At 70.6% G+C, this 25,286-nt stretch carries 19 protein-coding genes; 13 read left to right on the forward strand and 6 right to left on the reverse strand.

Annotation, left to right across the window (positions count from 1 at the left end):
* The first annotated feature begins 16 nt into the window (after positions 1–16).
* Genes ctaD through qcrB form a run of 3 tightly spaced genes read left to right on the forward strand, consistent with a single transcriptional unit; the run spans position 17 to position 3,734 of the window.
* Positions 17–1,720 (forward strand): aa3-type cytochrome oxidase subunit I, encoded by a 1,704-nt coding sequence (gene ctaD / locus EV375_RS08550; RefSeq protein ID WP_130298911.1) that lies wholly within the window; start codon positions 17–19, stop codon positions 1,718–1,720.
* The gene (ctaF, locus tag EV375_RS08555; protein ID WP_130298912.1) at positions 1,717–2,100 is read left to right on the forward strand and encodes an aa3-type cytochrome oxidase subunit IV; all 384 of its coding nucleotides are present in this window, start codon (positions 1,717–1,719) and stop codon (positions 2,098–2,100) included. Before ctaD ends, ctaF begins: the two co-directional genes overlap by 4 nt.
* A gap of 32 nt (positions 2,101–2,132) precedes the next feature.
* Entirely contained in the window at positions 2,133–3,734 is a 1,602-nt protein-coding gene (gene qcrB / locus EV375_RS08560) for a cytochrome bc1 complex cytochrome b subunit (protein WP_130298913.1), read from the forward strand.
* 67 nt (positions 3,735–3,801) lie between these two features.
* On the opposite strand, the gene EV375_RS08565 is transcribed toward qcrB, so the two are convergent.
* From EV375_RS08565 to EV375_RS08580, 4 genes are all read right to left on the reverse strand, one after another.
* Entirely contained in the window at positions 3,802–4,419 is a 618-nt protein-coding gene (locus EV375_RS08565) for an SAM-dependent methyltransferase (RefSeq protein ID WP_130298914.1), read from the reverse strand.
* Positions 4,420–4,551: 132 nt separating this feature from the next.
* Entirely contained in the window at positions 4,552–5,661 is a 1,110-nt protein-coding gene (ku, locus tag EV375_RS08570) for a non-homologous end joining protein Ku (protein WP_130298915.1), read from the reverse strand.
* Positions 5,662–5,885: 224 nt separating this feature from the next.
* Positions 5,886–7,346, reverse strand: a complete 1,461-nt coding sequence (gene gad / locus EV375_RS08575) for a glutamate decarboxylase (protein WP_130298916.1) — start codon at positions 7,344–7,346, stop codon at positions 5,886–5,888.
* A gap of 238 nt (positions 7,347–7,584) precedes the next feature.
* Entirely contained in the window at positions 7,585–8,427 is an 843-nt protein-coding gene (locus EV375_RS08580; RefSeq protein ID WP_130298917.1) for an SAM-dependent methyltransferase, read from the reverse strand.
* Positions 8,428–8,699: 272 nt separating this feature from the next.
* On the opposite strand from EV375_RS08580, the gene EV375_RS08585 reads away from it, so the two are divergent.
* The 3 genes from EV375_RS08585 to EV375_RS08595 are packed head-to-tail and all read left to right on the forward strand — an operon-like array spanning position 8,700 to position 12,467.
* Positions 8,700–9,224, forward strand: a complete 525-nt coding sequence (locus tag EV375_RS08585) for a (2Fe-2S)-binding protein (protein ID WP_130298918.1) — start codon at positions 8,700–8,702, stop codon at positions 9,222–9,224.
* 25 nt (positions 9,225–9,249) lie between these two features.
* Positions 9,250–10,245 (forward strand): FAD binding domain-containing protein, encoded by a 996-nt coding sequence (locus EV375_RS08590; protein WP_130298919.1) that lies wholly within the window; start codon positions 9,250–9,252, stop codon positions 10,243–10,245.
* Complete coding sequence (locus EV375_RS08595) at positions 10,242–12,467, forward strand: xanthine dehydrogenase family protein molybdopterin-binding subunit (RefSeq protein WP_130298920.1); 2,226 nt, start codon at positions 10,242–10,244, stop codon at positions 12,465–12,467. The genes EV375_RS08590 and EV375_RS08595 overlap by 4 nt, the downstream gene beginning before the upstream one ends.
* Here the strand turns inward: EV375_RS08595 and EV375_RS08600 are convergent.
* Entirely contained in the window at positions 12,457–12,936 is a 480-nt protein-coding gene (locus EV375_RS08600) for a hypothetical protein (RefSeq protein ID WP_486588370.1), read from the reverse strand. The genes EV375_RS08595 and EV375_RS08600 overlap by 11 nt on opposite strands.
* The gene (locus EV375_RS29070) at positions 12,926–13,063 is read right to left on the reverse strand and encodes a hypothetical protein (RefSeq protein WP_165434701.1); all 138 of its coding nucleotides are present in this window, start codon (positions 13,061–13,063) and stop codon (positions 12,926–12,928) included. The genes EV375_RS08600 and EV375_RS29070 overlap by 11 nt, the downstream gene beginning before the upstream one ends.
* A 207-nt stretch (positions 13,064–13,270) precedes the next feature.
* Here EV375_RS29070 and efeO point away from each other — a divergent pair, with 207 nt between their 5' ends.
* The 7 genes from efeO to EV375_RS08635 all read left to right on the forward strand — a co-directional run bounded on the left by efeO (position 13,271) and on the right by EV375_RS08635 (position 25,017).
* Entirely contained in the window at positions 13,271–14,410 is a 1,140-nt protein-coding gene (gene efeO, locus EV375_RS08605; RefSeq protein ID WP_130298922.1) for an iron uptake system protein EfeO, read from the forward strand.
* A 10-nt stretch (positions 14,411–14,420) separates the two neighbouring features.
* Complete coding sequence (gene efeB, locus EV375_RS08610) at positions 14,421–15,803, forward strand: iron uptake transporter deferrochelatase/peroxidase subunit (protein WP_130298923.1); 1,383 nt, start codon at positions 14,421–14,423, stop codon at positions 15,801–15,803.
* Positions 15,804–15,827: 24 nt separating this feature from the next.
* On the forward strand, positions 15,828–16,700 hold the full coding sequence (gene efeU, locus EV375_RS08615; protein WP_130298924.1) for an iron uptake transporter permease EfeU: 873 nt from the start codon (positions 15,828–15,830) through the stop codon (positions 16,698–16,700).
* A 711-nt stretch (positions 16,701–17,411) separates the two neighbouring features.
* The gene (locus EV375_RS08620) at positions 17,412–18,062 is read left to right on the forward strand and encodes a response regulator transcription factor (RefSeq protein ID WP_165434702.1); all 651 of its coding nucleotides are present in this window, start codon (positions 17,412–17,414) and stop codon (positions 18,060–18,062) included.
* A 294-nt stretch (positions 18,063–18,356) separates the two neighbouring features.
* The gene (locus EV375_RS08625; protein WP_130298926.1) at positions 18,357–21,728 is read left to right on the forward strand and encodes a GH92 family glycosyl hydrolase; all 3,372 of its coding nucleotides are present in this window, start codon (positions 18,357–18,359) and stop codon (positions 21,726–21,728) included.
* 191 nt (positions 21,729–21,919) lie between these two features.
* Positions 21,920–22,675 carry a beta-phosphoglucomutase family hydrolase gene (locus EV375_RS08630; protein ID WP_130298927.1) on the forward strand — a complete coding sequence of 252 codons (756 nt, stop codon included), beginning with the start codon at positions 21,920–21,922 and terminating at the stop codon, positions 22,673–22,675.
* Positions 22,672–25,017 (forward strand): glycosyl hydrolase family 65 domain-containing protein, encoded by a 2,346-nt coding sequence (locus tag EV375_RS08635; protein WP_130298928.1) that lies wholly within the window; start codon positions 22,672–22,674, stop codon positions 25,015–25,017. The genes EV375_RS08630 and EV375_RS08635 overlap by 4 nt, the downstream gene beginning before the upstream one ends.
* Positions 25,018–25,286: the final 269 nt, after the last annotated feature.

A 25,286-nucleotide genomic window follows, 5' to 3' on the forward strand; every position in this document is an offset into this window, starting at 1 on the left:
GCGGGGAGGCCGACCGTTGAGCACAGCAGCTGAGGACCAGACGGTACGGAGTCCGGAAACCAAGCCGCCGGCGACCAGCCGGCGGCTCAGCTTCGGCAAGAGGCTGCTGAACTATCTGAGCACCACCGATCACAAGGTGATCGGGAACATGTATCTGGCCACGTCCTTCGCGTTCTTCCTCGTGGCCGGCCTGATGGCGATGATGATGCGGGCCGAACTGGCGGGGCCCGGCCTGCAGATCCTCTCGGCCCAGCAGTACAACGAGCTGTTCACCACGCACGGCACGATCATGATGCTGCTCTTCGCGACGCCCACGTTCACCGGGTTCGCCAACGTCATCATGCCGCTGCAGATCGGCGCGCCGGATGTGGCCTTCCCCCGGCTGAACGCCTTCACGTACTGGGTGTTCCTCTTCGGCGGGCTGATGGTCCTCAGCGGATTCCTCACACCGGAGGGGTCCGCGGCCTTCGGCTGGTTCGCCTACGCGCCGCTCAACAGCTCGACGTTCTCGCCCGGTTCGGGCGGCGACCTGTGGACGATGGGGCTCGTGGTTGCGGGGCTGAGCACGATCCTCGGCTCGGTCAACTTCATCACCACGATCATCTGCCTGCGCGCCCCGGGCATGACCATCTTCCGGATGCCGCTGTTCACCTGGAACGTGCTGTTCACCTCGATCCTGGCGCTGCTGGCCTTCCCCGTGCTCACGGCGGCGCTGCTCGCCCTGGAGGCGGACCGCAAGTTCGGGTCGCACATCTTCGACTCGGCCAATGGCGGGGCGATTCTGTGGCAGCACCTGTTCTGGTTCTTCGGGCATCCCGAGGTCTACATCGTGGCGCTGCCGTTCTTCGGCGTCGTCACGGAGATCCTTCCCGTCTTCAGCCGCAAGCCGGTCTTCGGGTACATCGGGCTGATCGCGGCGACGTGCGCCATCACCGGTCTGTCGGCCACGGTCTGGGCGCACCACATGTTCGCGACGGGCGCGGTGCTGCTGCCGTTCTTCTCGCTGATGTCGTTCCTGATCGCTGTGCCCACGGGCGTGAAGTTCTTCAACTGGATCGGCACGATGTGGCGCGGGTCGCTGTCGTTCGAGACGCCGATGCTGTGGTCCGTCGGCTTCCTCGTGACGTTCCTGCTGGGCGGGATGACGGGGGTCCTCATCGCCTCGCCGCCGCTGGACTTCCATCTCACCGACAGCTATTTCATCGTCGCGCACCTGCACTACGTGCTCTTCGGCACGATCGTGTTCGCGACGTTCGCCGGCTTCTACTTCTGGTGGCCGAAGATGACCGGGAAGATGCTGGACGAACGCCTGGGGAAGATCCACTTCTGGACTCTCTTCGTCGGCTTCCAGGGCACGTTCCTCGTCCAGCACTGGCTGGGCGAGGAGGGGATGCCCCGCCGGTACGCCGACTACCTGGCGGCCGACGGCTTCACCACGCTCAACACCATCTCGTCCGCCAGCTCCTTCGTTCTCGGCCTCTCCACGCTCTTCTTCCTCTACAACGTGTGGCACACCTCCAGATACGGCGCGCGCGTCACCGAGGACGACCCCTGGGGCTGGGGGCGCTCCCTCGAGTGGGCGACGTCGTGCCCGCCGCCCCGGCACAACTTCGAGGCGCTTCCGCGCATCCGCTCCGAGTCGCCGGCCTTCGATCTCCACCATCCGGAGACGGCACGGCCACTCTCCGGACAGCGGGCGTCGCAGGAGGCACGGCGATGAAGGTCGAGGCGCTGCTCTTCACGGGCGTGGCCACGTTCTTCGCCGTCGTCTCGGCCTGCTACATCCCCTTCTCCGAGGACGCCGCCGGGAACACGGCTCTGCTGGTCTCCTTCCTGATGTCCGCGCTGATCGCCGTCTTCCTGTGGGTGCAGCACTCCCGGAACGTCGGAGGCCCGCAAGGACGCAAAGACGCGGACATCCACGAGGGCGCCGGGCCGCTCGCGTTCTTCTCACCGCGCAGCTACTACCCCGTCTTCACCGCCCTGGGCACAGCGGTGTCCGGGCTCGGGGTGATCTTCGGCCTGTGGCTCTTCCTCATCGGGATCGGGATCACCGCCCCCGGCATCGCCGGATTCGTCTTCCAGCACAACGACCGCTGACCCGCCCGTACGAGGAGAGAGGAGGACGGCGGATGCTCCCGCAGCGCAGGAAGGTGGAACCCGGCGCCAGGGCGGGCCGTGCCGCGAGGAGCGGCTTCAAGTACCTCGACGACCGGCTGCCGGCCGGCGAGGGCGGCTCGCTCGTGCGCAAGGCGTTCCCCGACCACTGGTCGTTCCTGCTGGGCGAACTCGCGCTCTACAGCCTGATCCTGCTCCTGCTGACGGGCGTCTTCCTCACCTTCTTCTTCCACCCCGGTGAGATGGAGATCCGCTACACCGGCTCGTACGCGCCGCTGAGGGGGCAGCTGGTCTCCGAGGCGTACGACTCGACGCTGCGGCTCAGCTTCGACGTGCGCGGCGGTCTGCTGATCCGTCAGGTGCACCACTGGGCGGCGCTGGTGTTCGTCACCGCCATCGGCGTCCACATGATGCGGGTGTTCTTCACCGGTGCCTTCCGCAAGCCGCGTGAGATCAACTGGGTCGTCGGGGTCACCCTGTTCGTGCTGGCGGTGGCGGAGGGCTTCTGCGGCTACTCCCTCCCCGACGACCTGCTGTCCGGCACGGGGCTGCGGGTCGTGCAGAGCCTGCTGCTGTCGATCCCCGTCGTCGGCACGTACCTGAGCTTCTTCCTCTTCGGCGGCGAGTACCCGGGCGCGGAGATCATCCCGCGCCTGTACACGGTGCACATCCTGCTGATTCCGGCTCTCATCGTCGCCCTGGTCGTGCTCCACCTGATCCTGGTCGTCTACCTCAAGCACACGCACTGGGGCGGGCCGGGCAGGACCAACAAGAACGTCGTGGGGCAGCCGATGTTCCCCCAGTTCGCCGCCAAGTCCACCGGCCTTCAGCTGATCGTCTTCGGCGTGATGTTCGTGCTGGGAGGCGTCGTACAGATCAACCCGGTCTGGAACTACGGCCCTTACCGCACCGACCAGGTCAGCACCGGCTCCCAGCCCGACTGGTACGTGGGCTTCCTCGAAGGGTCGCTGCGTCTGATGCCGCCGTTCGAGACGACCGTGTGGGGCCACACGTTCATGTGGAACATCCTCGTCCCCACGGTGATCCTCCCCGCGCTGATCTTCCTGGGCATCTACCTCTATCCCTTCCTGGAGAGGTGGCTGACCGGGGACGACAGGGAACACCACGTGTGCGACCGGCCGCGGGAGCGCCCCGCCCGCACCGCGCTCGGCGTCGCCGGCATCACCTTCTACGCCGTACTGCTGCTGGCCGGGGGCAACGACGTGATCGCCGCGGTCTTCGGCGTCTCCCTGAACGCTCTGACCTGGACCTTCCGCACGGCACTCGTGGTGGCCCCGGTGATCGCCTTCATGGTCACCAGGCGGCTGTGCCTGGCGCTGCGCGCGCACGACCTCGAACGCGTGCGGGAAGGCGTCGAGACGGGCGAGGTACGGCAGACCGTCGAGGGCGGCATGGAACCGGAGCACCGTCCGCTCCCCGTCTCCGAGCGCTACACGCTGCTGATGCGGGAGATGCCCCGTCCCCTCGAGCGGGCACCGGGACGCGCGGACGGGCACGATGCGGACGGGCAAGGGGCGGACGGGCACGATGCGGGACGGGTCGAGCGGCTGCGCGTCGCGCTGAGCCGCTGGTACCTCGGGGACCGCGTCGAGTGACGGACCGCCACGGGCATCCGCCCGGCCGGGCCGGCGCGCCCGTCATCCGCGGCGCAGCACGGAGCTCTCACACCAGCCCTTCGCGGGCCGCCGTCGAGTAGGGGCCGCGGCCGACGTCGTCGGGCCGCCCCAGCACGTGCAGCGTGAAGTCCGGGTCGCGGCAGTCGGTCAGCAGCGTCAGGCCGGGGACCGCGCTGAGGACGGGGGCGAGGGAGCGGCCGGTGCGGTGGTGTTCGGGCGCGGGGTGGTTCCAGTGCACCGTGACGAGGGTGCCGCCGGGTTCGAGAGCCTCGACGGTGCGGTTGAGCACGTCGCGCAGCGTCCGGTCGTCGAAGTAGTAGAGGAGCTCGGAGAGCACTATGAGCTCGAATCGGCCATCGGGCCACTCGTCGGGGACGGCCAGCTGCCGCACCTGCACGTGCGGCAGGTGCCGGGTACGGGCGGCGGTGCGCTCCGCCGCCGCGGCCACACGGTCGGTGGCCAGGAGGCTGTCGCAGCGTTCGGCGAGTGCCGTGGTGAGGAGGCCGACCGAGCAGCCGGGCTCGAAGGCGCTGCGGTAGCGGCGCTGCGGCAGCGCGGCGAGCGTGTGGTCGTACTTCCGCTGCACGTACCACTGGCCGGAGAGGCTCCAGGGGTCCGCCGAGTCGCTGTAGAGCTGCTCGAAGTACGCGGCGGGAGTGTTCATCGCGGGACCACCTTGCGTGCTCGGCCGGAGATGTCCGTCCCCCCGGCAGACGCACGGCGGGTTCTCCCCAGAGCTTCGCATCGCGTGATGAAAGGTGCATCTCGGACTCGTACGGGCAGTGGACCGTCCGGGTCAGGAGGCCGCCTTCCCGGTCCGCGTCCCGCCGAGGGCGCGGATGAGCTCCTGCCGGTTCATCCGGGAGCGGCCCTGGATGCCCCGGTCGGTGGCGCGCTCGTACAGGTCCTGCTTGCTCAGCTCGGACAGCCGCCGCCCTCCGCCGCCGCTCCCACCGCCGGAGGCGGACCGCTGCCGGGAGCGTTCGGCGGCGGGCCGCCCCCTCGGCGGGGCCTTCCCCGCATCCTTCCGCGCTCCGTTCCCCGAGCGTGTCCGCGAACCCTTCCCCGAGCGCTGCCGCGAGCCCGCGCCCGAGCGCTGCCGAGAGCCCTTTCCCGGGCCCTTCCGCGAACCGGCCCGGTCGACGCTGCGACGCAGGGCGTCCTCCAGGTCGACCACGTTGGTGGCCTCGGGCGGTTCCTCCTCGGCGACGACCTCCTTGCCGTCGCGTTTGGCCTCGACGAGCCGGCGCACCCTCTTCTCGTAGGTGTCCTCGTAGTCCTCGGGACACCAGTCGACCGACATCGCGTCGATGAGCTGCCTTGCGCTCTGCAGCTCCTGGCTCCCGGCCTGCTTCCGTGCGGGCAGCCGGGGGAGCTCACGCTCCGGGTCGCGCACCTCGTCGGCCCAGTGCAGGGTGTGCAGTTCGAGCACGTCGTCGCCGGCCCGCAGCGCGACGAGGTACTCCCTGGCGTGCATCACGAAGGTCGCGACGCCGGCCTTGCCGGATTCGGCGAGGGCGGTGCGCAGCAGCCGGTAGACGTTGGAGTACTCGTCGCTCCTCGGCGCCAGGTAGTACGTGCGGCTGAAGAAGGCCGGCTCCACCTCGTCCAGGTCGACGAACCCGCTGACCTCGATCACCTGCGACCTGCCCGGCGCGATCTCCTCGAGCTCCTCCGGCTCGACGACGGCGTACTCCCCGTCCCCGAGGTCGTAGCCCTTGACAATGTCGTCGTAGTCGACGCGCTTGCCCGTGCGTTCGTTCACGCGACGGTTGCGTACCCGGTCACCGGTGCCGCGCTCGAGCTGGTGGAAGTGGACCGTGTGGTCCTCCACGGCGGCGAACAGCTGCACGGGAACGGTCACCAGACCGAAGGTGATCACTCCGCTCCAAATCGGGCGGGCCATGTCGCGGCCCTCCTTCCGTACGCGCGACCCCGTCTTCTCCGTCACTCGCCGGGGCGGGTACCCCGTGGGCGCGGTTCACGCCGTCGCGGCCCGGCGGTCCTCGCAGGCGTGCCAGTACCGCGTGCCAGTACCGCATGCCAGTACCGCGCCCGCTCCCGGCTCCGCCGGCGGGTGCCCGGCGGCAGCGTCCGTGCGGTCTCCGCCCGGTTCTCCCCGTCCGGCGTTCAGTGGTGGAAGGCCGTCGCCTCCGACACGGGGCGCGCCAACGGGCCGCTCTGGCTTCGCAGTTCCGGCAGCAGCGACGTCAGGTCCTCCAGGAACTGGTCGGAGAGGTCCGCCGTGAAGCCGTTGCGGCACACGATCCGCAGTACGGACAGGTCCTCCCGGTTCGGCGGGAAGGCGTAGGCGGGCACCAGCCAGCCCCGCTCGCGCAGCCGCCGGGAGACGTCGAAGACGTCGAAGTTCGTCACGTCCGGCGCCGTCGTGAAGGCGAAGACCGGGAGCTCGTCGCCGTGGGTCAGCAGCCGGAAGTCTCCCGTCTCCCCGATGCGGGCGGCCAGCGACCGGGCCACGTCACGGGCCGTCTGCTGCACGGCGGTGAAGCCGCCGTGCCCCAGCCGCAGAAACGTGTAGTACTGCGCGGCGACCTGAGCGCCGGGCCGGGAGAAGTTGAGCGCGAAGGTGGGCATGTCGCCGCCGAGGTAGTTCACGCGGAACACCAGGTCCTCCGGCAGCGCTTCCTGCGAGCGCCACAGGGCCCAGCCGACACCGGGGTAGACCAGTCCGTACTTGTGCCCCGAGGTGTTGACCGAGGCGACCCGCGGCAGCCGGAAGTCCCACAGCAGGTCCGGGTCGAGGAAGGGCGCGATCATCGCGCCGGACGCTCCGTCCACATGCACCGGTACGTCGGTGCCCGTGCGCTCCTGAAGCTCGTCGAGCGCCCGGCACAGCTCGGCGACCGGCTCGTACGACCCGTCGAAGGTGGAGCCGAGGACGGCCACGACCCCGATGGTGTTCTCGTCGCACAGCTGCGCCGCGGCCTCCGGGTCGAGGTGGAACCGCTCGCCCTCCATGGGGACCTGACGGGCCTCCACCTCCCAGAAGTTGCAGAACTTCTCCCAGCACACCTGCACGTTGGAGCCCATCACCAGGTTCGGCCTGGCAGCGGCGGGGTAGCGGTCGCCCATGCGCCTGGTCCAGCGGCGCTTGAGCGCCAGGCCGGTGAGCATGCACGCCTCGCTGGAGCCGGTCGTGGAGCATCCGACGGCCGCGGCCGGATCCGGGGCGTTCCACAGGTCGGCGAGAATCGCCACGCAGCGCCGCTCCAGCTCGGCCGTGCGCGGGTACTCGTCCTTGTCGACCATGTTCTTGTCGCGGCACAGGGCCATCAGCGCGCCTGCCTGCGGCTCCATCCACGTCGTCACGAAAGTCGCCAGGTTCAGGCGGGAGTTGCCGTCCAGCATCAGCTCGTCGTGCACGAGCTGGCGGGCCGCCTCGGGTGCCATGGGGCCGTCGGGCAGCCGGTGGCGGGGCGGCTCCGTCGCCATTCCGCTGACGGGGTCGGCCTCGCCGTAGAAGGGGTTGACGGAGACCGCGCGGGGTTCCGCGGGGGACCGTCCCCTGCCGCCGGTGCCGTCACCGGACTCACCGGGGCGGTTGCCGTTACGGCCCTTGTGCAGCGACATGTGTCAGCGCCTCCCGGGCGGCGGTCGCGGATGGCCTCTGCCGCGAACCTACGGGCACCCGGCGCCCGGGGCGCGCCGGGCTGGGCCGGCCGGGGCCGGGTCAGGAGAAGGTCGGGGCCCGGTCCCGACCCCGCCCTGATCCGGCCCGACCGAGCCCCGGCCCGGCCCTGATCCGGCCCGGCGCTGATCCGGCCCGGCGCTCGTCCCGCTCAGGGGCTTCGAGCCGGAGACCCCGGGTTCAGGGCTTGAGCGCCAGACCCGCCCAGAGCCCGACCTCGGCGTCCGCGACGTCCTGCTCGCCGCCGATGCACGCGCCCGAATGCCGGTACGGGCGCCAGCGGTGCGGCATCACGATGCCGGGCTCGACGAGTTCGAGGCCGTCGAAGAAGCGGGCGAACTCCTCCCGGCTGCGCGTCCGCGCCCGCGCCACGCGGTCCGTGTACACCTGCCCGGCCCTGCCGGCCTCAGCCGCGAAGTCGCCGGTGCCGTGGGTGAGGACGAGAGCGGAACCGGCAGGCAGAGCGGCGGCGAAGCGCCGCACGACGCCGTACGCGACCCGGTCGTCGGGCACGAAGTGCAGCAGCGCCAGCACGCTCAGCGCGACGGGACGCGTCAGGTCCAGGACCCGTCCGAGCTCCGGCGACCCGAGGACGGAGTCGGGGTCGGTGAGATCGCCCCGCAGGCAGGCGGTGCGCCCCTCCGGCGAACTGCTCATCAGTGCACGGGCGTGTGCGAGCACGAGCGGATCGTTGTCGACGTACACGACGCGGGCGCGCGGATTGTCCCCCTGGACGATCTGATGGAGATTCGGCTCGGCCGGTATGCCCGCCCCGATGTCGAGGAACTGGGCGAACCCCAGCTCTTCGGAGAGCACGCGGGCCGCGCGGTGCATGAACGCCCTGTTGGTGCGGGCGGCGGTGCGCACGCCGGGCCAGGCCGCGAGCACATGGTCGCCGGCCTCGCGGTCCGCCTCGTAGTTGGTCTTGCCGCCCAGGTAGTAGTCGTAGACGCGGGCCATGTGCGGCCGGTCCATCGTCAGGTCCCCGGGAACCCCGGTACCGGACGTGCTCTCGTCCCCCATGCACGGGCCTCTCGTCGGCGCCAGCGGATCTCCCGCGTCCGGGGTTCTCCCCAGCACGCCTCTGCGTCACACCCGGTCACGCACCGCAGCCGGCGACGGCCCGGCCCGCCGTTCGGCCTTCCGTTCACGGCGTCACCCGGTTCCTCCGCCGCCACCCGGGGCTATTCCGCGCCGGGGTCCCTCACAGGCCACAACACAGCCGCAATTGATCGGCATTGACCTAATATGTGCCCTTCGCGCCGATATTGAACAGAGCCCTCCCGGAGGTGCACATGTCCGTACGCGGCCCCTCGATCACCGAGCGCGGTCCGGGTCTCGGAGAACGCGGCCCCGGGCCGGTGCAGGTGACGCTTTCGGTCAACGGGACCGAGCGTCCGCTGGAGATCGAACCGCGGGTCAGCCTGCTCGACGCGCTGCGCGAGCACCTCGCCCTGACGGGCTCCAAGAAGGGCTGCGACCAGGGCGCCTGCGGCGCCTGCACGGTCTGGGTGGACGGGCGCCGCGTGCTGGCGTGCCTCACCCTCGCGCTCTCCTGCGAAGGACGCGAGGTCACCACCATCGAGGGACTGGCCGGACCGGACGGTCGACTGCACCCCATGCAGCGGGCGTTCATCGCCGAGGACGCCTTCCAGTGCGGCTACTGCACCCCCGGCCAGATCATGTCCGCCGTGGCGCTGACGGCCGAGGGCCACACAGGAGACGACGAGATCGGGGAATGGATGAGCGGCAACCTCTGCCGCTGCGCCGCCTACCCCCACATCCGGGCCGCGGTCCGCGCCGTCCGCGACGAGAGCTGAGCACCACAGAAACGGAGTACGTCCCGTGCGGCTCATCACCTACTCCCGCGCCGCCGACGCCGCCGGCGCGATCGCGGCCGTCAGCGCCGACCCCACGAGCGACTTCCTCGCCGGCGGCACCACCGAGCTCGACCTCCTCCGGCAGAACGTGCTCACGCCCCGCCGGCTCGTCGACATCAACGGCCTGCCGCTCACCGGCATCGACCAGGCGCCGGACGGCGGGCTGCGCATCGGCGCCCTCGCCCGCATGAGCGAGGTCGCGGCCTCCCCGCTCGTACGGGAGCGGTATCCCGTCGTCGCCGAGGCGCTGGAAGCGGGAGCGTCGCCGCAGCTGCGCAACATGGCCTCCATGGGCGGCAACCTGCTCCAGCGCGTGCGCTGCCCCTATTACCGCGACGCCGTCTCGCCCTGCAACAGGCGCGAGCCCGGCTCCGGATGCTCCGCGGTCGAGGGCTTCAGCCGCGGCCACGCGGTTCTCGGCACGAGCGAACAGTGCATCGCCGCCCACCCGTCCGACGTGGCGGTGGCGCTCGCCGCCCTGGACGCACGCGTGCACACGCTGGGCACGCACGGTGAACTGGCCTACGGCATCGACGACTTCTTCCTGACGCCGGGACACACCCCGCACCGCGAGCACCCGCTGGAGCACGGCGAGCTGATCACCGCGATCGAGGTGCCGTCCGCGCCGATCGGCCGGCGCTCGGTGTATCTGAAGGTCCGCGACCGCGCGAGCTACGAGTTCGCGCTGGTCTCCGCCGCCTGCGCCCTGTCCCTCGTGGACGGCACCATCGCCGACGTCCGCCTCGCGCTGGGCGGCGTGGCGACCAAGCCGTGGCGTGCCCACCGTGCCGAAGGCGTGCTGCTCGGGGCGCCCGCACACAGGGACAGCTTCGCCGAGGCGGCCCGCGTGGAACTGTCCGACGCCCGCACCACCGCCGACAACGCCTTCAAGACCGAACTCGCGCAGCGCGTGATCGTACGCGCCCTGGAAACGCTCACGGTGAACGGGAGGACCTCATGACCACGGCGATCGGGCAACCGCTCGAACGCGCCGACGGCCGCCAGAAGGTCACCGGCTCGGCGCGCTACCCCACCGAGATCCCGGCGCCCGGCATGGCACACGCCTGCGTCGTCGGAGCACGCGTGGCCGCCGGCCGCGTCAGGTCCGTCGACACCTCGGCCGCGCTGGAGGAGCCGGGTGTGCTCGCGGTGCTCACGCACGAGAACCTGCCGAGGATCGCCACCCAGCCGCCGCTCGTCCCGTCCCTCTTCGGCGGCCCGGCTCCCGGCGAGACCTTCTTCCCCATGCAGGACGACGTCGTGCACTACCGCGGCCAGCACATCGCCCTCGTCGTCGCCGACACCCATGAGCGCGCTCAGCACGCGGCCGCGCTGCTGCGCGTCCAATACGACGAGTCCGAGCCCCTCACCACCATCGGACAGGGCCGCGACCAGGCGTACGAGGCCGAGTCGGTCTTCGCGGGCTTCCTTCCCGGCCGGACGTCGCGCGGCGACATCGGGGCGGGGCTGGAGAAGGCCGACATCGTGGTGGAGGGGACCTTCACCTGCGCCGCCAACAACCACAATCCGCTGGAGACTTCGGGCACCACCGCGATCTGGGACGGCGACGAGCTGCTCCTCCACGACGGCACGCAGGGCGTCAACTCCACCCAGCTCACCGTGGGCGCGCTGCTGGGCGTCCCGCTGTCGAAGATCCGCGTGATCAGCCACTACGTCGGCGGAAGCTTCGGCTCGAAGGCCATGGTCTGGCACCACCCCACGCTCGCGGCGATGGCGGCGCGGGCGGTCGGACGCCCCGTCAAGCTGTCCCTCACGCGCGAGCAGATGTTCACCTCCTGCGGCCACCGCGAGGAGCAGGAGCAGCACATCACCCTCGGCGCCACCGACGACGGCCGGCTCACCGCGCTGCGCCACCACAAGCTCTCCCCCACCTCGCACTTCGACGACTGGGCCGAGCCGTCCCTCAACTCGGCGGCGCAGATGTACGCCTGCCCGAACTACGAGGGCGTCTACCGGCTCATCCGCGCCAACACCATGACGCCCACCTTCATGCGGGGCCCCGGCGACACCTCCGGCATGTTCGCCCTCGAATGCGCCATGGACGAACTCGCGGAGAGGACCGGCCTCGACCCGATCGAGCTGCGGCTGCGCAACTTCGCCGACGTGGACCCGGCCTCCGGGAACCCGTGGTCCAGCAACGGCCTCCAGAAGTGCTACGAGCGGGGAGCCCGCAGCTTCGGCTGGTACGACCGTGACCCCGGCACCCCCCGGCGCGAGGGCGACTGGCTCATCGGTACGGGCATGGCGGCCGCCGGCTACCCGGCGCCGCCTCCCGGTTCGCCGCAGCGTGCCAGAGCCCGCATCTACGCCGACGGCAGCGTCGTCGTGCAGGCCGCGACACCCGAGTTCGGCACCGGTGTGGCGACCGTGATGGCGCAGGTCGCCGCCGACGCCCTCGGCGTCCCCGTGGAGCGCTGCCGGTTCGAGACGGGCGACACCGACCACCCCGGGACCGCCGCGGCTGTCGGCTCGGCGGGCGCAGGGATGATCAGTGCCGCCGTCCACGCCGCCGCGACGGCGCTGCGCGACCAGCTCATCGGGGAGGCCGTCGCGGACAGCGGCTCACCGCTGCACGGGGCCGACCCCGCCGGCGTCGTCGTCACCGACGGGACCATGAGCGCGGGCACGTACTCCGAGCAGTACACGGACATGCTGCTGCGCAACCACCGTCCCGACGCCGAGGCTTCGGGCACGTGGCACCCTCCGGGCATCGACACCCCGTACGGCATGCTCACCTTCGGCGCGCAGTTCGCGGAGGTCGCCGTGGACCCGGAGCTGGGGCTGGTGCGCGTGAGGCGCATGACCGGTGCCTTCGCGCCGGGCCGGGTGCTCAACTCCCGTACGGTGCGCAGCCAGCTGATGGGCGGAATGCTCTGGGCGCTGGGGCAGGCGCTTCTGGAGTCCAACCGGATGGACCCGCGCACGGGCCGCTGGGAGAACAACAGCCTCGGCGAGTATCTGGTCGCGGTGAACGCCGACGCTCCCGACGTCACCGTCGAACTGGTCGACGTCGAGGACCGGATCGTCAATCCGCTCGGCGTGAAGGGCGTCGGCGAGATCGGGCAGGTCGGAGCGAACGCCGCCATCGCCAACGCGATTCACCACGCGACGGGCCGCCGCATCCGCAAGATGCCGATCACGATCGAGGACATCATCCGCTGAATCCGCCGGCCTCCGCGGACCCGACCGGCCCACCGCGGCGCCGCCGGCGCGGCGTCGTGACCATCAGCACCGCCGTGGCGACGACGGCCACGGCCTGGGAGACCAGCGCGACCAACTTGTCCCGGCTCCACGACGGTTCGTACATGTCGGGGAACGGGCCCAGCTCCCCCACGTCGGCGTACCGGTAGATCAGCAGCAGGGCGAGCCCGCCCGCGGCGACGACGAAGGCGAAGAAGTCCGCGGGCAGCCGCCGCCACGCCAGCACCAGCAGTGCCGCCAGCGCCCCCAGCGCGGCCTCGAGCCGGAAGAGGCCGCCCTGGCTGACGGCCGCGACGACCGCGTCGTACGTGGGTGCGAGATCCGCGTGCACATAGGCGTTGAGGGCGAGCCCGGCCGCGGCCAGCACCCTGGCGAGGGCCCGGAGGAAACGGTGCGAGGCGCGCGGCGGGCGCCTGTGGTCAGTAGCCACCACCACCGCCGTCCTTGGACTTCGTGGCCAGGACTGTGACCGCTCGTCCGGGCGCGGGACCGGCACCACCGAGGCGGAGCAGCGAGGCGGCGGCCCCGACGGCCGCCCTCCTGACGCCGTTTCTCATCGGGCCTCCTCCGCGCGGACCGTCCTCCTCACTAGAGCCCAGGCGTCCCGGGGCCGCCATTCCGCGCGGTCCGTTCCACGTACGACCCCCCTCCCGCTCCTTCGCACGACCCCTGTTATCTTCTGCACTTAGGTAAGCCTTGCTTAAATAGATCCGCGTACACCGACACCGTCCGCACGTCCGCCCGTCAGCCCACCGGGAGGCCACATGTCCGCTCTCGCACGAAACCGAACTCTCATAGCGGGTGCGGCAGTACCTCTGCTGGCCGCCGCCGCTCTGACCGGCTGCGCGGAGAAGTCGAAGCCCGGCGGGCACGGCGGGGTGCGGGTCACCGCCGACGACTCGTCGTGCAAGGTCTCGGACGACGAGTTCCCCGCGGGGCACCTGAAGCTCCACGTGGAGAACAAGGGCAGCAAGGTCACCGAGGTCTACGTCTACGCGCCCGGCGACCGCATCGTCACCGAGCGGGAGAACATCGGCCCCGGCACCAAGGCCGAGATCACCACCGAGGTCAAGCCCGGCAAGTACGAGATCGCCTGCAAGCCCGGCATGAAGGGCGACGGCATCCGCCAGAAGGTGACGGCCAGCGGCAAGGGAGCGACCGCCGAGCGCAACCCGAAGCTCGACTCCGCCGTCGCCGAGTACCGCACGTACGTGCAGAAGCAGGCCGACGAAACGATTCCGGCCGCGCAGAAGTTCGCGGACGCGGTCGAGGACGGAGACGTCGAGGGCGCCAAGAAGGAGTACGCGGTCTCCCGCATCGGCTGGGAGCGCACCGAGCCGGTGGCGGAGTCCTTCGGCGACATCGACCCGAAGGTCGACGTGCGCGAGGACGGCCTCGAGGAGGGCCAGAAGTGGACGGGCTGGCACAGGCTGGAGAAGTCCCTCTGGGAGAAGAAGAAGATCTCGGCGGAGGACAAGGAACTCGCCGGCCGTCTGATGAAGGACCTGAAGGACTGGCGGAAGCGCGTCGGCAAGGCCGAGATCACCCCCACCAGCATGGCCAACGGCGCCAAGGAACTCCTCGACGAGGTGGCCACCGGCAAGGTCACCGGCGAGGAGGAGCGCTACAGCCACACGGACCTGGTCGACTTCCAGGCGAACGTCGAGGGCGCCGAGAAGGCGTACGAACTGCTCAGGCCGGTGACCGCCAAGAAGGACGCGCAGCTGGCGAAGGACCTGGACAAGCAGTTCGAGGCGATCGGGAAGCTGCTGGACGAGCACCGCGAGGGCGACGGGTTCGTCTCGTACGACAAGGTCGGCAAGAGCGAACGCAAGAAGCTCTCGGACGGTGTGAACGCGCTGGCCGAACCGCTCTCGCGGCTCGCCGCCACCGTCGCGGCGTGAGGGGCGGGCAGTGACAGCTGAAGCGGAACACTCCGGGGACGCGAAGGCCGGCCGTGACACCGGGGCCCGGCACGGCGAACAGTCCCGCGAGCAGACCCACGAACAGGCCGGGGAACGGCCGGACTCCGGCGGTGCGGAGCGGCGCAGGGCACACCCTGCGCGCCGCGCGCTGCTCGGATGGGGCGGCGCGGGCCTGGCCGTCGGCGCGGCCACGGCGGGAGGCACGGCTGCGGCGCTGGGTTACGGGAGCGGCGCCGAGTCCGTCGCCGCGGACTCCGCCGGTGCCGTGCCCTTCCACGGTGAGCACCAGGCCGGCATCGCCACCCCGGTGCAGGACCGGCTGCACTTCGCCGCCTTCGACGTCGTCACGGACGACCGTGCCGCGCTGATCGACCTGCTCCAGAAGTGGACGCGGGCGGCGGCCCGGATGACGGCGGGCGAGACGGTCGGCACGGGAGCGGTCGGCGGCCCGGCCGAGGCACCGCCCGACGACACCGGCGAGGCGCTGGGCCTCAAGCCCTCGCGGCTCACGCTCACCTTCGGCGTCGGCCCGTCCCTCTTCGAGAACGACAAGGGCGAGGACCGCTTCGGCATCAGGAAAAGGCGGCCGGCCGCCCTGCCCGACCTGCCCCACTTTCCCGGCGACGCCCTGGACGAGAAGCGCAGCGGCGGCGACCTGTGCGTGCAGGCCTGCGCGGACGACCCCCAGGTGGCGGTGCACGCCATCCGCAATCTGGCGCGCATCGGCTTCGGCAAGGTGTCGGTGCGCTGGTCGCAGCTCGGCTTCGGCAAGACCTCCTCCACGACACCGTCCGCCCAGACGCCGCGCAACCTCTTCGGCTTCAAGGACGGCACCCGCAACATCTCCGGCGACGACACGGCGGCGCTGAAGCGTCATGTGTGGGCGGGGAAGAAGGACGGCGCCGAGTGGATGGCGGGCGGCTCCTACCTCGTGGCGCGCCGCATCCGCATGAACATCGAGATCTGGGACCGTACTCCGCTGGCCGAGCAGGAGATGATCATCGGCCGCAGCAAGGGGGAGGGCGCCCCGGCGGGCCGCCGCCACGAGCGCGACCCGGTGAAGCTGTCGGCCATGCCTCCCGCGTCGCACGTGAAGCTGGCACACCCGGAGTCCAACGACGGCATCCGCATCCTGCGCCGCGGCTACAACTTCACCGACGGCACGGACGGGCTGGGCCGCCTGGAGGCGGGTCTGTTCTTCATCGCCTACCAGCGGGACGTGCGGCAGAGCTTCATTCCCTTGCAGCTCCATCTCGCACGGAAGGACATCGACCTCAACGAGTACATCCAGCACGTGGGTTCAGCGGTGTTCGCGGTACCGCCCGGTGTCCGCGACTCCGGCGACTGGTGGGCCCGGCAGCTCTTCTCCTGACCCCGCACCCGGAAGGAACACGGCGTGTTCGGCAACTACTTGATCGGCCTGCGCGAGGGGCTCGAGGCCAGCCTCGTCGTGTGCATCCTCGTCGCCTACCTCGTCAAGACCGACAACCGTGCGAAGCTGGCGCCCGTCTGGGCCGGGGTGGGCATCGCCGCCGCGGTCAGCCTGGCCTTCGGCGCGGGTCTCCAATTCGGCACGCAGGAACTGACGTTCACCGCTCAGGAAGCGATCGGCGGCTCGCTCTCCGTCGCCGCGGTGGCCCTGGTGACGTGGATGGTCTTCTGGATGCGGCGGACCGCCCGGCATCTGAAGGCGGAGCTGGAGGGCAAGCTCGACGCGGCTCTCGCCATGGGCAGGGGTGCACTGGTGGCGACGGCGTTCCTCGCCGTCGGGCGCGAGGGCATCGAGACGTCCCTGTTCGTGTGGAGGTCGGTGGACGCCGCCGGTGACGGCGTCCGGCCGCTGGTGGGCGCACTCTTGGGCATCGTCACCGCGATCGTGATGGGCTGGCTGTTCTACCGGGGAGCCCTTCGGATCAACCTGGCCCGGTTCTTCACGTGGACGGGCGGCCTGCTGATCGTCGTGGCGGCCGGCGTCCTCGCCTACGGGGTGCACGACCTTCAGGAGGCGCGCTTCCTCGGCGGTCTGGAGGACAAGGCGTTCGACGTCAGCTCCGCGGTGCCCGTCGACAGTTGGTACGGCATCCTGCTGAAAGGCACGGTCAACTTCCAGCCGGACCCGACCGTCGTCCAGGCGTGGGTGTGGGTGCTCTACACGGTTCCCGTCCTCTTTCTGTTCCTGCGTCGGCCCAAGCCGGCGCAGGGAGAGGGGTCCGGGGGCTCCGAAGAACGCGCCACGGCGGGATCCGGCCAAAAGACGCGAGTGCGCTGACGGTTCGCCGCGCCCGGTGCGCTGACCGTTCGCCGCGCTCGGTGCGCTGACGGTTCGCCGCGCCCGGTGCGCTGACCGTTCGCCGCGCTCGGTGCGCTGACGGTTGGCCGCGTCCGGTGCGCTGACGGTTCGCGAGGCCGTGCGATCGTCGGCAACCGCACCGGCCGACGCGCCCTCACAGCACGGGGACTTGCCCCAGCGCGACGCCCGCCGCCGGTGCGTTCCGCACGGGAGTCCCGCACGCACGCGCCCGCGCGCCGCACCCGAACCCGCGCCCCCGCCTGCCCTGCGTTCCCCGCCTGGCCCGAGGCGGCCCGCGCGCCGACGCCCCCGTCCGCGGGCGTCGGCGCGCCGCCGGCACCGCCCCGTCACCGGCGGCGACCCGCGGGCCGCCGCATACCCGGCGGTCCGATCCGGATTGCCGACGCCTTCACGGGGAATGACGTCACCGCCCCCGCCCGATTCTTCGATCTTCACAAATGCGGGATCAGGCGCCTTTCGCGGGTTTCAGTGGTATTGACAAGTGAAACCTCAAGGCCACCTCAAAATGTCTTCTCCAAATCGGTCATAAGTACAGAAGCACGCCCCACTCGGGCAGTTGAACGGCTCGTGGCCCATTGACCACGGCCGTTGGGGCATGGAACTCTACGGCCGTTGGGCGACAACCTGTGAAGCCGAAGCGGGGGCTTTGTCGAAATGCACACTCGAATTGTGATCGGCGACGATAGACGTCTTTACTCGGAAGCCATCGCGGCGACACTCAATCTTGTCCAGGATTTTGAAGTGGTCGCGACCGTCAACAACCGCGACGAAATAGTTCCCACTGTTCTGCGCAAGCTTCCCACAGTGACCGTGCTCGGCACCAACACCACCGCACGCAATGGACGTTGCCTGACCGACGAGTTGCGGGCGGCCATCCCCCGGTGCCGGATCGCCGTCATCGGCACCACTCCCGGCTCCCCCGCCAAAAGGCAGGAGGCAGCCGCACCAGGATTACTGAGTGTCGTACCCGACGACGCGGCCCTGCCTCAGCTGGTGAATGCCATACGGGGACTCGTGGTGAACAATACGGGTGTTCCCGCTGGCATCCCCGCCAATTCCGACGGAACATCTCAGCATGCCGGCAGCCCGATGGACGCGGCTTTTATCCGCCAGCCCGGGTGCAGCGGCAGATCGCTCAGCACCAGGGAAAAGGAAGTTCTCCGGCTCACCGCGGGCGGAGCCCCGGTACGCGAAATCGCCGCGGAACTCTTCCTCTCCCCCGGCACGGTACGGAACGTCACTTCCAGCGCCATCAAGAAGCTGGGCGGCAGGAACCGTTTCGACGCCGCGTGCATCGCGAGCAAGCGCGGCTGGCTCTGAACTTCCGGGCGGCCGGGCCGTGCAGCCTTCCGGCCAGGCCGTCCGGATTCCAGCCATCAACCGTCAACCAGGCATCAACCGTGACCAAGCGCACCCTTGACATCACCGTGCGCACGGACATTACTGGTTCTCTGCGCCATCAGTGGACAACGATGTCAAGTATTCCCGGGGAGCGGCCTCGTGCGCCAGAGTCAGGCACGCAGCGGACGAAGCGGCCGCGGCAGACGGACGAGGTCCCGGAGACCCGGCAGACCCGGTGGTTCCGGCGGGCCCGGCAGAGCCTGCGCGGCCCTGATGGTGACGGCGCTGCTCATGGTGACCGGACAAGGAGCTGCGTCCGCCACCCCGCCCCGGCAGCCGCACGCACCGGGCGGCACGGCGGAGGTGTTCCGCTCCTCCTTCGAACCGGAGGACCCCGCGCCCGACTGGAACGACAGCGTCGAGACGACGCCCGACGGCGAGCAGAGGACCCGCGGCGTCCACAGAGACTCCGCTCCCGGCACGCCCGGCATGAGCAGCCACCCGGGCACCGGGCCCGACGACACCCTCACCTCGAAGAACGGCGCGGGCTTCAGCGGTGGGCACTCCCTTCGCTACGCGGGCGAGCACTCCGGGAGCGGCCGCGGCTACTCCTACAACCGCGTCTTCGACGTCGACATCCCTGTCGGGGCCCGCACTTCGCTCTCGTACAAGATCTTCCCGGAACTGCCGGAGACCGACCTCGACTATCCCGCCACGCACGCGTCCCTCGACCTCGCCTTCACCGACGGCACCTATCTGAGCGATCTGGGTGCGAGGGACCAGCACGGCAACGCGCTGACTCCGCAGGGCCAGGCGTCCGCGAAGACGATGTACGCGAACCAGTGGAACAACAGGGAGTCGCGGATCGGCGCCGTCGCGGCGGGCAAGACCATCGACCGGATCCTCGTGGCCTACGACTCCCCCAAGGGCGGCAGCGACTTCCGCGGCTGGGTGGACGACGTCTCGATCGCGCCGAAGGCACCTCACAAGCGCCTCGCGCACCCCTCCGACTACGCCGAGACCACTCGCGGCACCAACTCCAGCGGCAGCTTCTCCCGCGGCAACACCTTCCCCGCCACGGCGCTCCCCGGCGGCTTCAACTTCTGGACGCCCGTGACCGATGCGGGCTCCACGGACTGGCTCTACGAGTACGCGCGCAAGAACAACGAGGACAACCTGCCCACTCTTCAGGCCTTCAGCGCCAGCCACGAACCCAGCCCGTGGATGGGCGACCGGCAGACCTTCCAGGTCATGCCGTCGGCGGCGAAGGGCAAGCCCGACGCGTCCCGCAAGGCCCGCGCGCTGCCCTTCCACCACTCCAACGAGACGGCCAGGCCGCACTATTACGGCGTCACATCCGAGAGCGGACTGCGCACGCAGATCACCCCCACCGACCACGCCGCGATGATGCGCTTCACCTTCCCCGGTGACGACGCGAACCTCATCTTCGACAACGTCGACAACCGCGGCGGTCTCACCCTCGACACGGCCTCCGAGGACAACGCCACCGTCACCGGATTCTCCGACGTCAGGAGCAAGTCGTCGACCGGCGCGACCCGCATGTTCGTCTACGCACGCTTCGACTCCCCCGTGACGGCCGGCGGGAAGCTGGAGGGCGGCGGCGGCAAGGACGTCACGGGCTATCTGCGCTTCGGGGCGGGCTCTGACCGTACGGTCACGATGCGCATCGCCACGTCCCTCATCAGCGTGGACCAGGCGAAGGCCAGCCTGGAACGCGAGATCCCGGCGGACGCGTCCTTCGGCGAGGTGCGGCGGCGTGCGCAGACCGAGTGGGACGATCTGCTCGGCCGCATCGAGGTGGAGGGCGCGAGCCGCGACCGGCTCACCACGCTCTACTCCAGCCTGTACCGCCTCTACCTGTATCCCAACTCGGGTGCGGAGCAGGTCGGTTCGCGCAAGCGCTACGCCAGCCCTTTCTCGGAGCCGACGGGTGAGGACACCCCGACGCACACGGGCTCGAAGATCGTCGACGGGGACGTGTACGTCAACAACGGCTTCTGGGACACCTACCGGACGACCTGGCCCGCCTACTCCTTCCTCACTCCGGAGCGCGCGGGACGGATGGCCGACGGGTTCGTGCAGCAGTACAAGGACGGCGGCTGGATATCGCGCTGGTCCTCGCCGGGCTACGCGGACCTGATGACCGGCACCAGCTCAGACGTCGCCTTCGCCGACGCCTACGGCAAGGGCGTGAAGTTCGACGCGGAGGCCGCGTACGAGGCGGCGGTCAAGAACGCCACGGTCGCGCCGCCGCGTTCGGGCGTGGGACGCAAGGGCATGGCCACCTCCCCCTTCACCGGCTACACCAGCACCGCGACCCGCGAGGGCATGTCCTGGGCGCTGGAGGGATACCTCAACGACTTCGGCATCGCGCGCATGGGCGAGGCGCTGTACCGCAAGACCCACAAGGCGCGCTACAAGGCCGAGTCGCAGTACTTCCTCGGCCGGGCCCGCAACTACGTCAAGCACTTCGACGACCGGGTCGGCTTCTTCCAGGGCAAGGACGCGGACGGCAACTGGCGCCTGCCGCCCGGGGAGTTCGACCCGCGCGTGTGGGGCCACGACTACACCGAGACCAACGCGTGGAGCTTCGCGTTCACCGCACCCCAGGACACCAGGGGCCTGGCCAACCTGTACGGCGGGCGAGCGGGCCTGGCGAAGAAGCTCGACAAGTACTTCTCCACGCCCGAGACCGCGTCGAAGGAGTTCGCCGGCTCCTACGGCGACGTCATCCACGAGATGACGGAGGCCCGCGACGTGCGCATGGGGATGTACGGGCACAGCAATCAGCCCTCCCACCACATCGCCTACACCTACGACGCCGCCGGGCAGCCCTGGAAGACCCAGGAGAAGGTCCGGGACGTGCTCTCACGCCTCTACCTGGGCAGCGAGATCGGCCAGGGCTACCCCGGCGACGAGGACAACGGCGAGATGTCGGCGTGGTACGTCTTCAGCGCACTCGGCTTCTACCCGCTGGTGATGGGATCGCCCGAATACGCGGTCGGCTCACCGCTGTTCACCAAGGCCACCGTCCACCTCGAGAACGGCCGCGAACTGGTGGTGAAGGCGCCACGCAACAGCGAGCGCAACATCTACGTGCAGGGGCTGCGCGTCAACGGCAAGGCGTGGCACTCCACTTCGCTGCCGCACAAGCTGCTGGCCCGAGGCGGAACCCTCGAGTTCGACATGGGCCCGAAGCCGTCCGGGTGGGGCACCGGCGAGAAGAACGCTCCGTCCTCCATCACCGAGGACGACAAGGTGCCCTCGCCGCCCGGTGACGTGACCGTGCCCGCGAAGGACAAGCCGCTGCTGGACGACACCTCCGCCACCAGGGCCGTCTTCTCCGGTGCCGCGATGGAGGTTAAGCCGGGCTCCCGTGACAAGCCGGTGAGGTCCTACACGCTGACCTCGGCGGACAGCGCCGACGCCCCGGAGGGATGGGTGCTGGAGGGCTCCGCGGACGGCAGGAAGTGGAAGGCGGTGGACCGCCGCCGCGGCGAGTCCTTCGCCTGGGACAGACAGACCCGCGTCTTCGAGATCGCCCGTCCCGGCGCGTACCGGCACTACAGGCTCGTGCCCGCCGGGGGCCCGGCGGCGCTGTCGGAGATCGAACTGCTCGGCTGAGCCGGGCGCGGGCCCGGGGCGCCGGTGCCCGGGCCGGGCCGGGGGCGCCGGTGCCCGGGCCGGGCCGGGCCGGGCGCGCCGGTGCCCGGGCCGGGCCGGGCCGGGCGCGCCGGTGCCCGGGCCGGGCCGGCGGCCGCACCCCGCCTGGGCTGAAGAGGCATGGCGGGCCCGCATCGGGGGACCCGGCGCCGATGATGGGCCTGGGTCTGCCGCAGTCCGTGCGCGCCTGCCTGTTCGACCTGGACGGCGTGCTGACCAGGACGGCCGTGGTGCACGCGGCCGCCTGGAAGGAGATGTTCGACGACTTCCTGCGCGGCCGCGAGGGGGAGGGCTTCCGCCCCTTCAGCGCCGGCGACTACGACAAGTACGTCGACGGCCGGCCGCGCGCCGACGGCGTGCGCACCTTTCTCGCCTCCCGCGGCATCGAGCTTCCCGAGGGCGGAAGCGACGACCCGCCGGGCCGGGAGAGCGTGCAGGGCCTGGGCAGCCGCAAGAACGACCTGCTGCTGGAGAAGATCCGCGAGCAGGGCGTCGAGGTGTACCCGGGCTCGGTCCGCTACGTGGAGGCGGTACGGAAGGCGGGACTGAACACCGCCGTCGTGTCGTCCAGCAAGAACTGCCGCGATGTCCTCGTCTCCGCCGGCATCGAGGACCTCTTCGCCGTACGGATCGACGGGCTCGTCGCCGAGGAACGGGGGCTGCCCGGCAAACCCGCGCCCGACACCTTCCTCGCGGCGGCCCGCGACCTCGGCGTGCGAGCGGCGGGATGCGCCGTCTTCGAGGACGCCCTGGCCGGCATGGAGGCCGGACGGGCGGGGCGCTTCGGGTACGTCGTCGGCGTCGACCGCGTCGGCCAGGCGGCGGAGCTGCGCCGGCACGGCGCGGACGTCGTCGTGCGGGACCTCGCCGACCTCACGGGCCACGACCGCCAGGAGGACTCAGCGTGATCACACAGCGTGCGTACGCCTGCGAACCCTGGACACTGCGCGAGACCGGGCTGAACCTGGAGCTGCTGCCGCAGAGCGAATCGGTCTTCGCGCTGTCCAACGGCCACGTCGGCTGGCGCGGCAACCTCGACGAGGGCGAACCCCACGGCCTGCCCGGTTCGTATCTCAACGGCGTACACGAGCTGCGCCCGCTCCCCTACGCCGAGGCCGGTTACGGATACCCGGAGTCGGGCCAGACCGTCATCAACGTCACCAACGGCAAGATCGTCCGGCTGCTCGTCGACGACGAACCCTTCGACCTGCGCTACGGGCGGCTGCGCTCCCACGAGCGGGAACTCGACCTGCGCAGCGGGCTGCTGCACCGCAGCTGCGAGTGGACCTCGCCGGCCGGCAGCACCGTGCGGGTGCGCTCCACGCGGCTCGTCTCCTTCACGCAGCGCGCCATCGCCGCCGTCGCCTTCGAGGTGGAGCCGCTGGACGACGAGGTCCGGGTGGTCATCCAGTCGGAACTCGTCGCCAACGAGCAACTCCCCCACCGCCCCGGCGATCCGCGCGCCGCGGCCGCGCTCGAGTCGCCGCTGGAGCCCGAGGAGCACCTGGCCTCCGGGCACCGGCTGCGCCTGGTGCACAGCACGCGCCGCAGCGGGCTGCGCGTGGCCGCCGCGGCCGATCACGTGGTGAACGGCCCCGATTCCACGCGTACTTCGAGTGAGAGCGGCCCGAACGTCAGCCGTCTCACGGTCACTTCGCTGCTTCAGCCGGGTACTCCGCTGCGGCTGGAGAAGATGGTCTCCTACGGCTGGTCGAGCGTGCGGTCCCTGCCCGCGGTGCGCGACCAGGTCGACGCGGCCCTCGCCGGGGCGTGCAGCACCGGCTGGGACGGGCTGGTCGAACAGCAGGCCTCCTACCTCGACGACTTCTGGGCGCGCTCCGACGTCGAGGTCGACGGAGACGCGGAGATCCAGCAGGCCGTGCGGTTCGGCCTCTTCCACGTCCTCCAGGCCGGAGCCCGCGCCGAGCAGCGCGCCATCCCCGCGAAGGGCCTCACCGGCTCCGGCTACGACGGCCATTCCTTCTGGGACACCGAGACGTTCGTGCTGGCGCTGCTGACGTACACCTCGCCGCAGTCCGTCGCCGAGGCGCTGCGCTGGCGGTACGACACGCTGCCCGCCGCACGGGCACGGGCGCAGCAACTGGGCCTGCGCGGCGCCGCGTTCCCATGGCGGACGATCGACGGATCGGAGTGCTCGGCGTACTGGCCGGCGGGCACCGCGGGCTTCCACGTGAACGCCGACATCGCCGACGCGGTGGTGCGGTACGTGACGGCCACGGGCGACGACGAGTTCGAGCGGGAGACGGGAGTGCCGATCCTCGTGGAGACCGCCCGGCTGTGGCACTCCCTCGGCCACCATGACCACCAGGGCGGCTTCCACTTCGACGGGGTCACCGGCCCCGACGAGTACAGCGCCGTCGCGGACGACAACATCTACACGAACCTGATGGCACGGGCGAACCTGCGGGAGGCCGCGAACGCCATCGACCGGCACCCCGAGCAGGCGCACGCGTTCGGCGTCGACGACGAGGAGACCGCCGCCTGGAGGGACGCAGCCGACGCCATCGTCCTCCCGTACAACCGGGACCTCGGTGTGCACGAGCAGTCGGCGGACTTCACCGGGCACCAGATGTGGGACTTCGCGAACACGCGGCCCGACCAGTACCCGCTGATGCTGCACTTCCCGTATTTCGACCTGTACCGGAAGCAGGTCGTGAAGCAGGCCGACCTGGTGCTCGCCATGTGCCGTCACGGCGAGGAGTTCGACGACGAGCAGAAGGCCCGCAACTTCGCGTACTACGAACCGCTGACCGTGCGGGACTCCTCCCTCTCCGCGTGCTGGCAGGCCGTCATGGCGGCCGAGGTCGGCCATCTGCGCCTGGCCTACGACTACTTGGGCGAGGCCGCCCTGATGGACCTGTTCGACCTGGAGAACAACACCCGGGACGGACTGCACATCGCCTCCCTCGCCGGTACCTGGACTGCGCTCGTCGCGGGTTTCGGGGGCATGCGGCACGTCGACTGCACCCTGGAGTTCGCACCGAAGCTGCCGGAGCGCCTGACCCGTCTCGCCTTCACCGTGCAGATGCTGGGGCGGCGGCTGCGGGTGGAGATGAGCGACTCCACGGCCACGTACACGCTCGTCGAGGGTCTGCCGATGGAGATCTGCCACTACGGCGAACGCTTCACGGTGCTGAGCGGAAAGCCCCGCACGCGCGATGTGGCGCGGGTGCCGCAGCGCCCCGAGCCGAAGCAGCCCCCGGGGCGCCGGCCCGCGAGCCGGCACTGACCGCCAGGAGGGCCCGGCCCGTCCGCGCGTGAGGATGCGCGCCTGTACTCGCCGCTGCAACGTCGTTGCGTGTTGCGGCACGTCGTTGCTCGCCACTGCACGTCGTTGTTTGCCGCTGCTCACCGATGACGGGGATCTGAGCAGGTCAGGGTCGTGGGCTGCGGTTGTGCCGCGGTTGCGCAGATATGACTCGCGGTAAGTTCAGGGCCCCGCACATGTCGTGCCCATCACGCATGTGACGGAGATCGCGGCCAATTCCGTACGCGTGA

The organism is Streptomyces sp. CNZ301 (assembly GCF_004217425.1).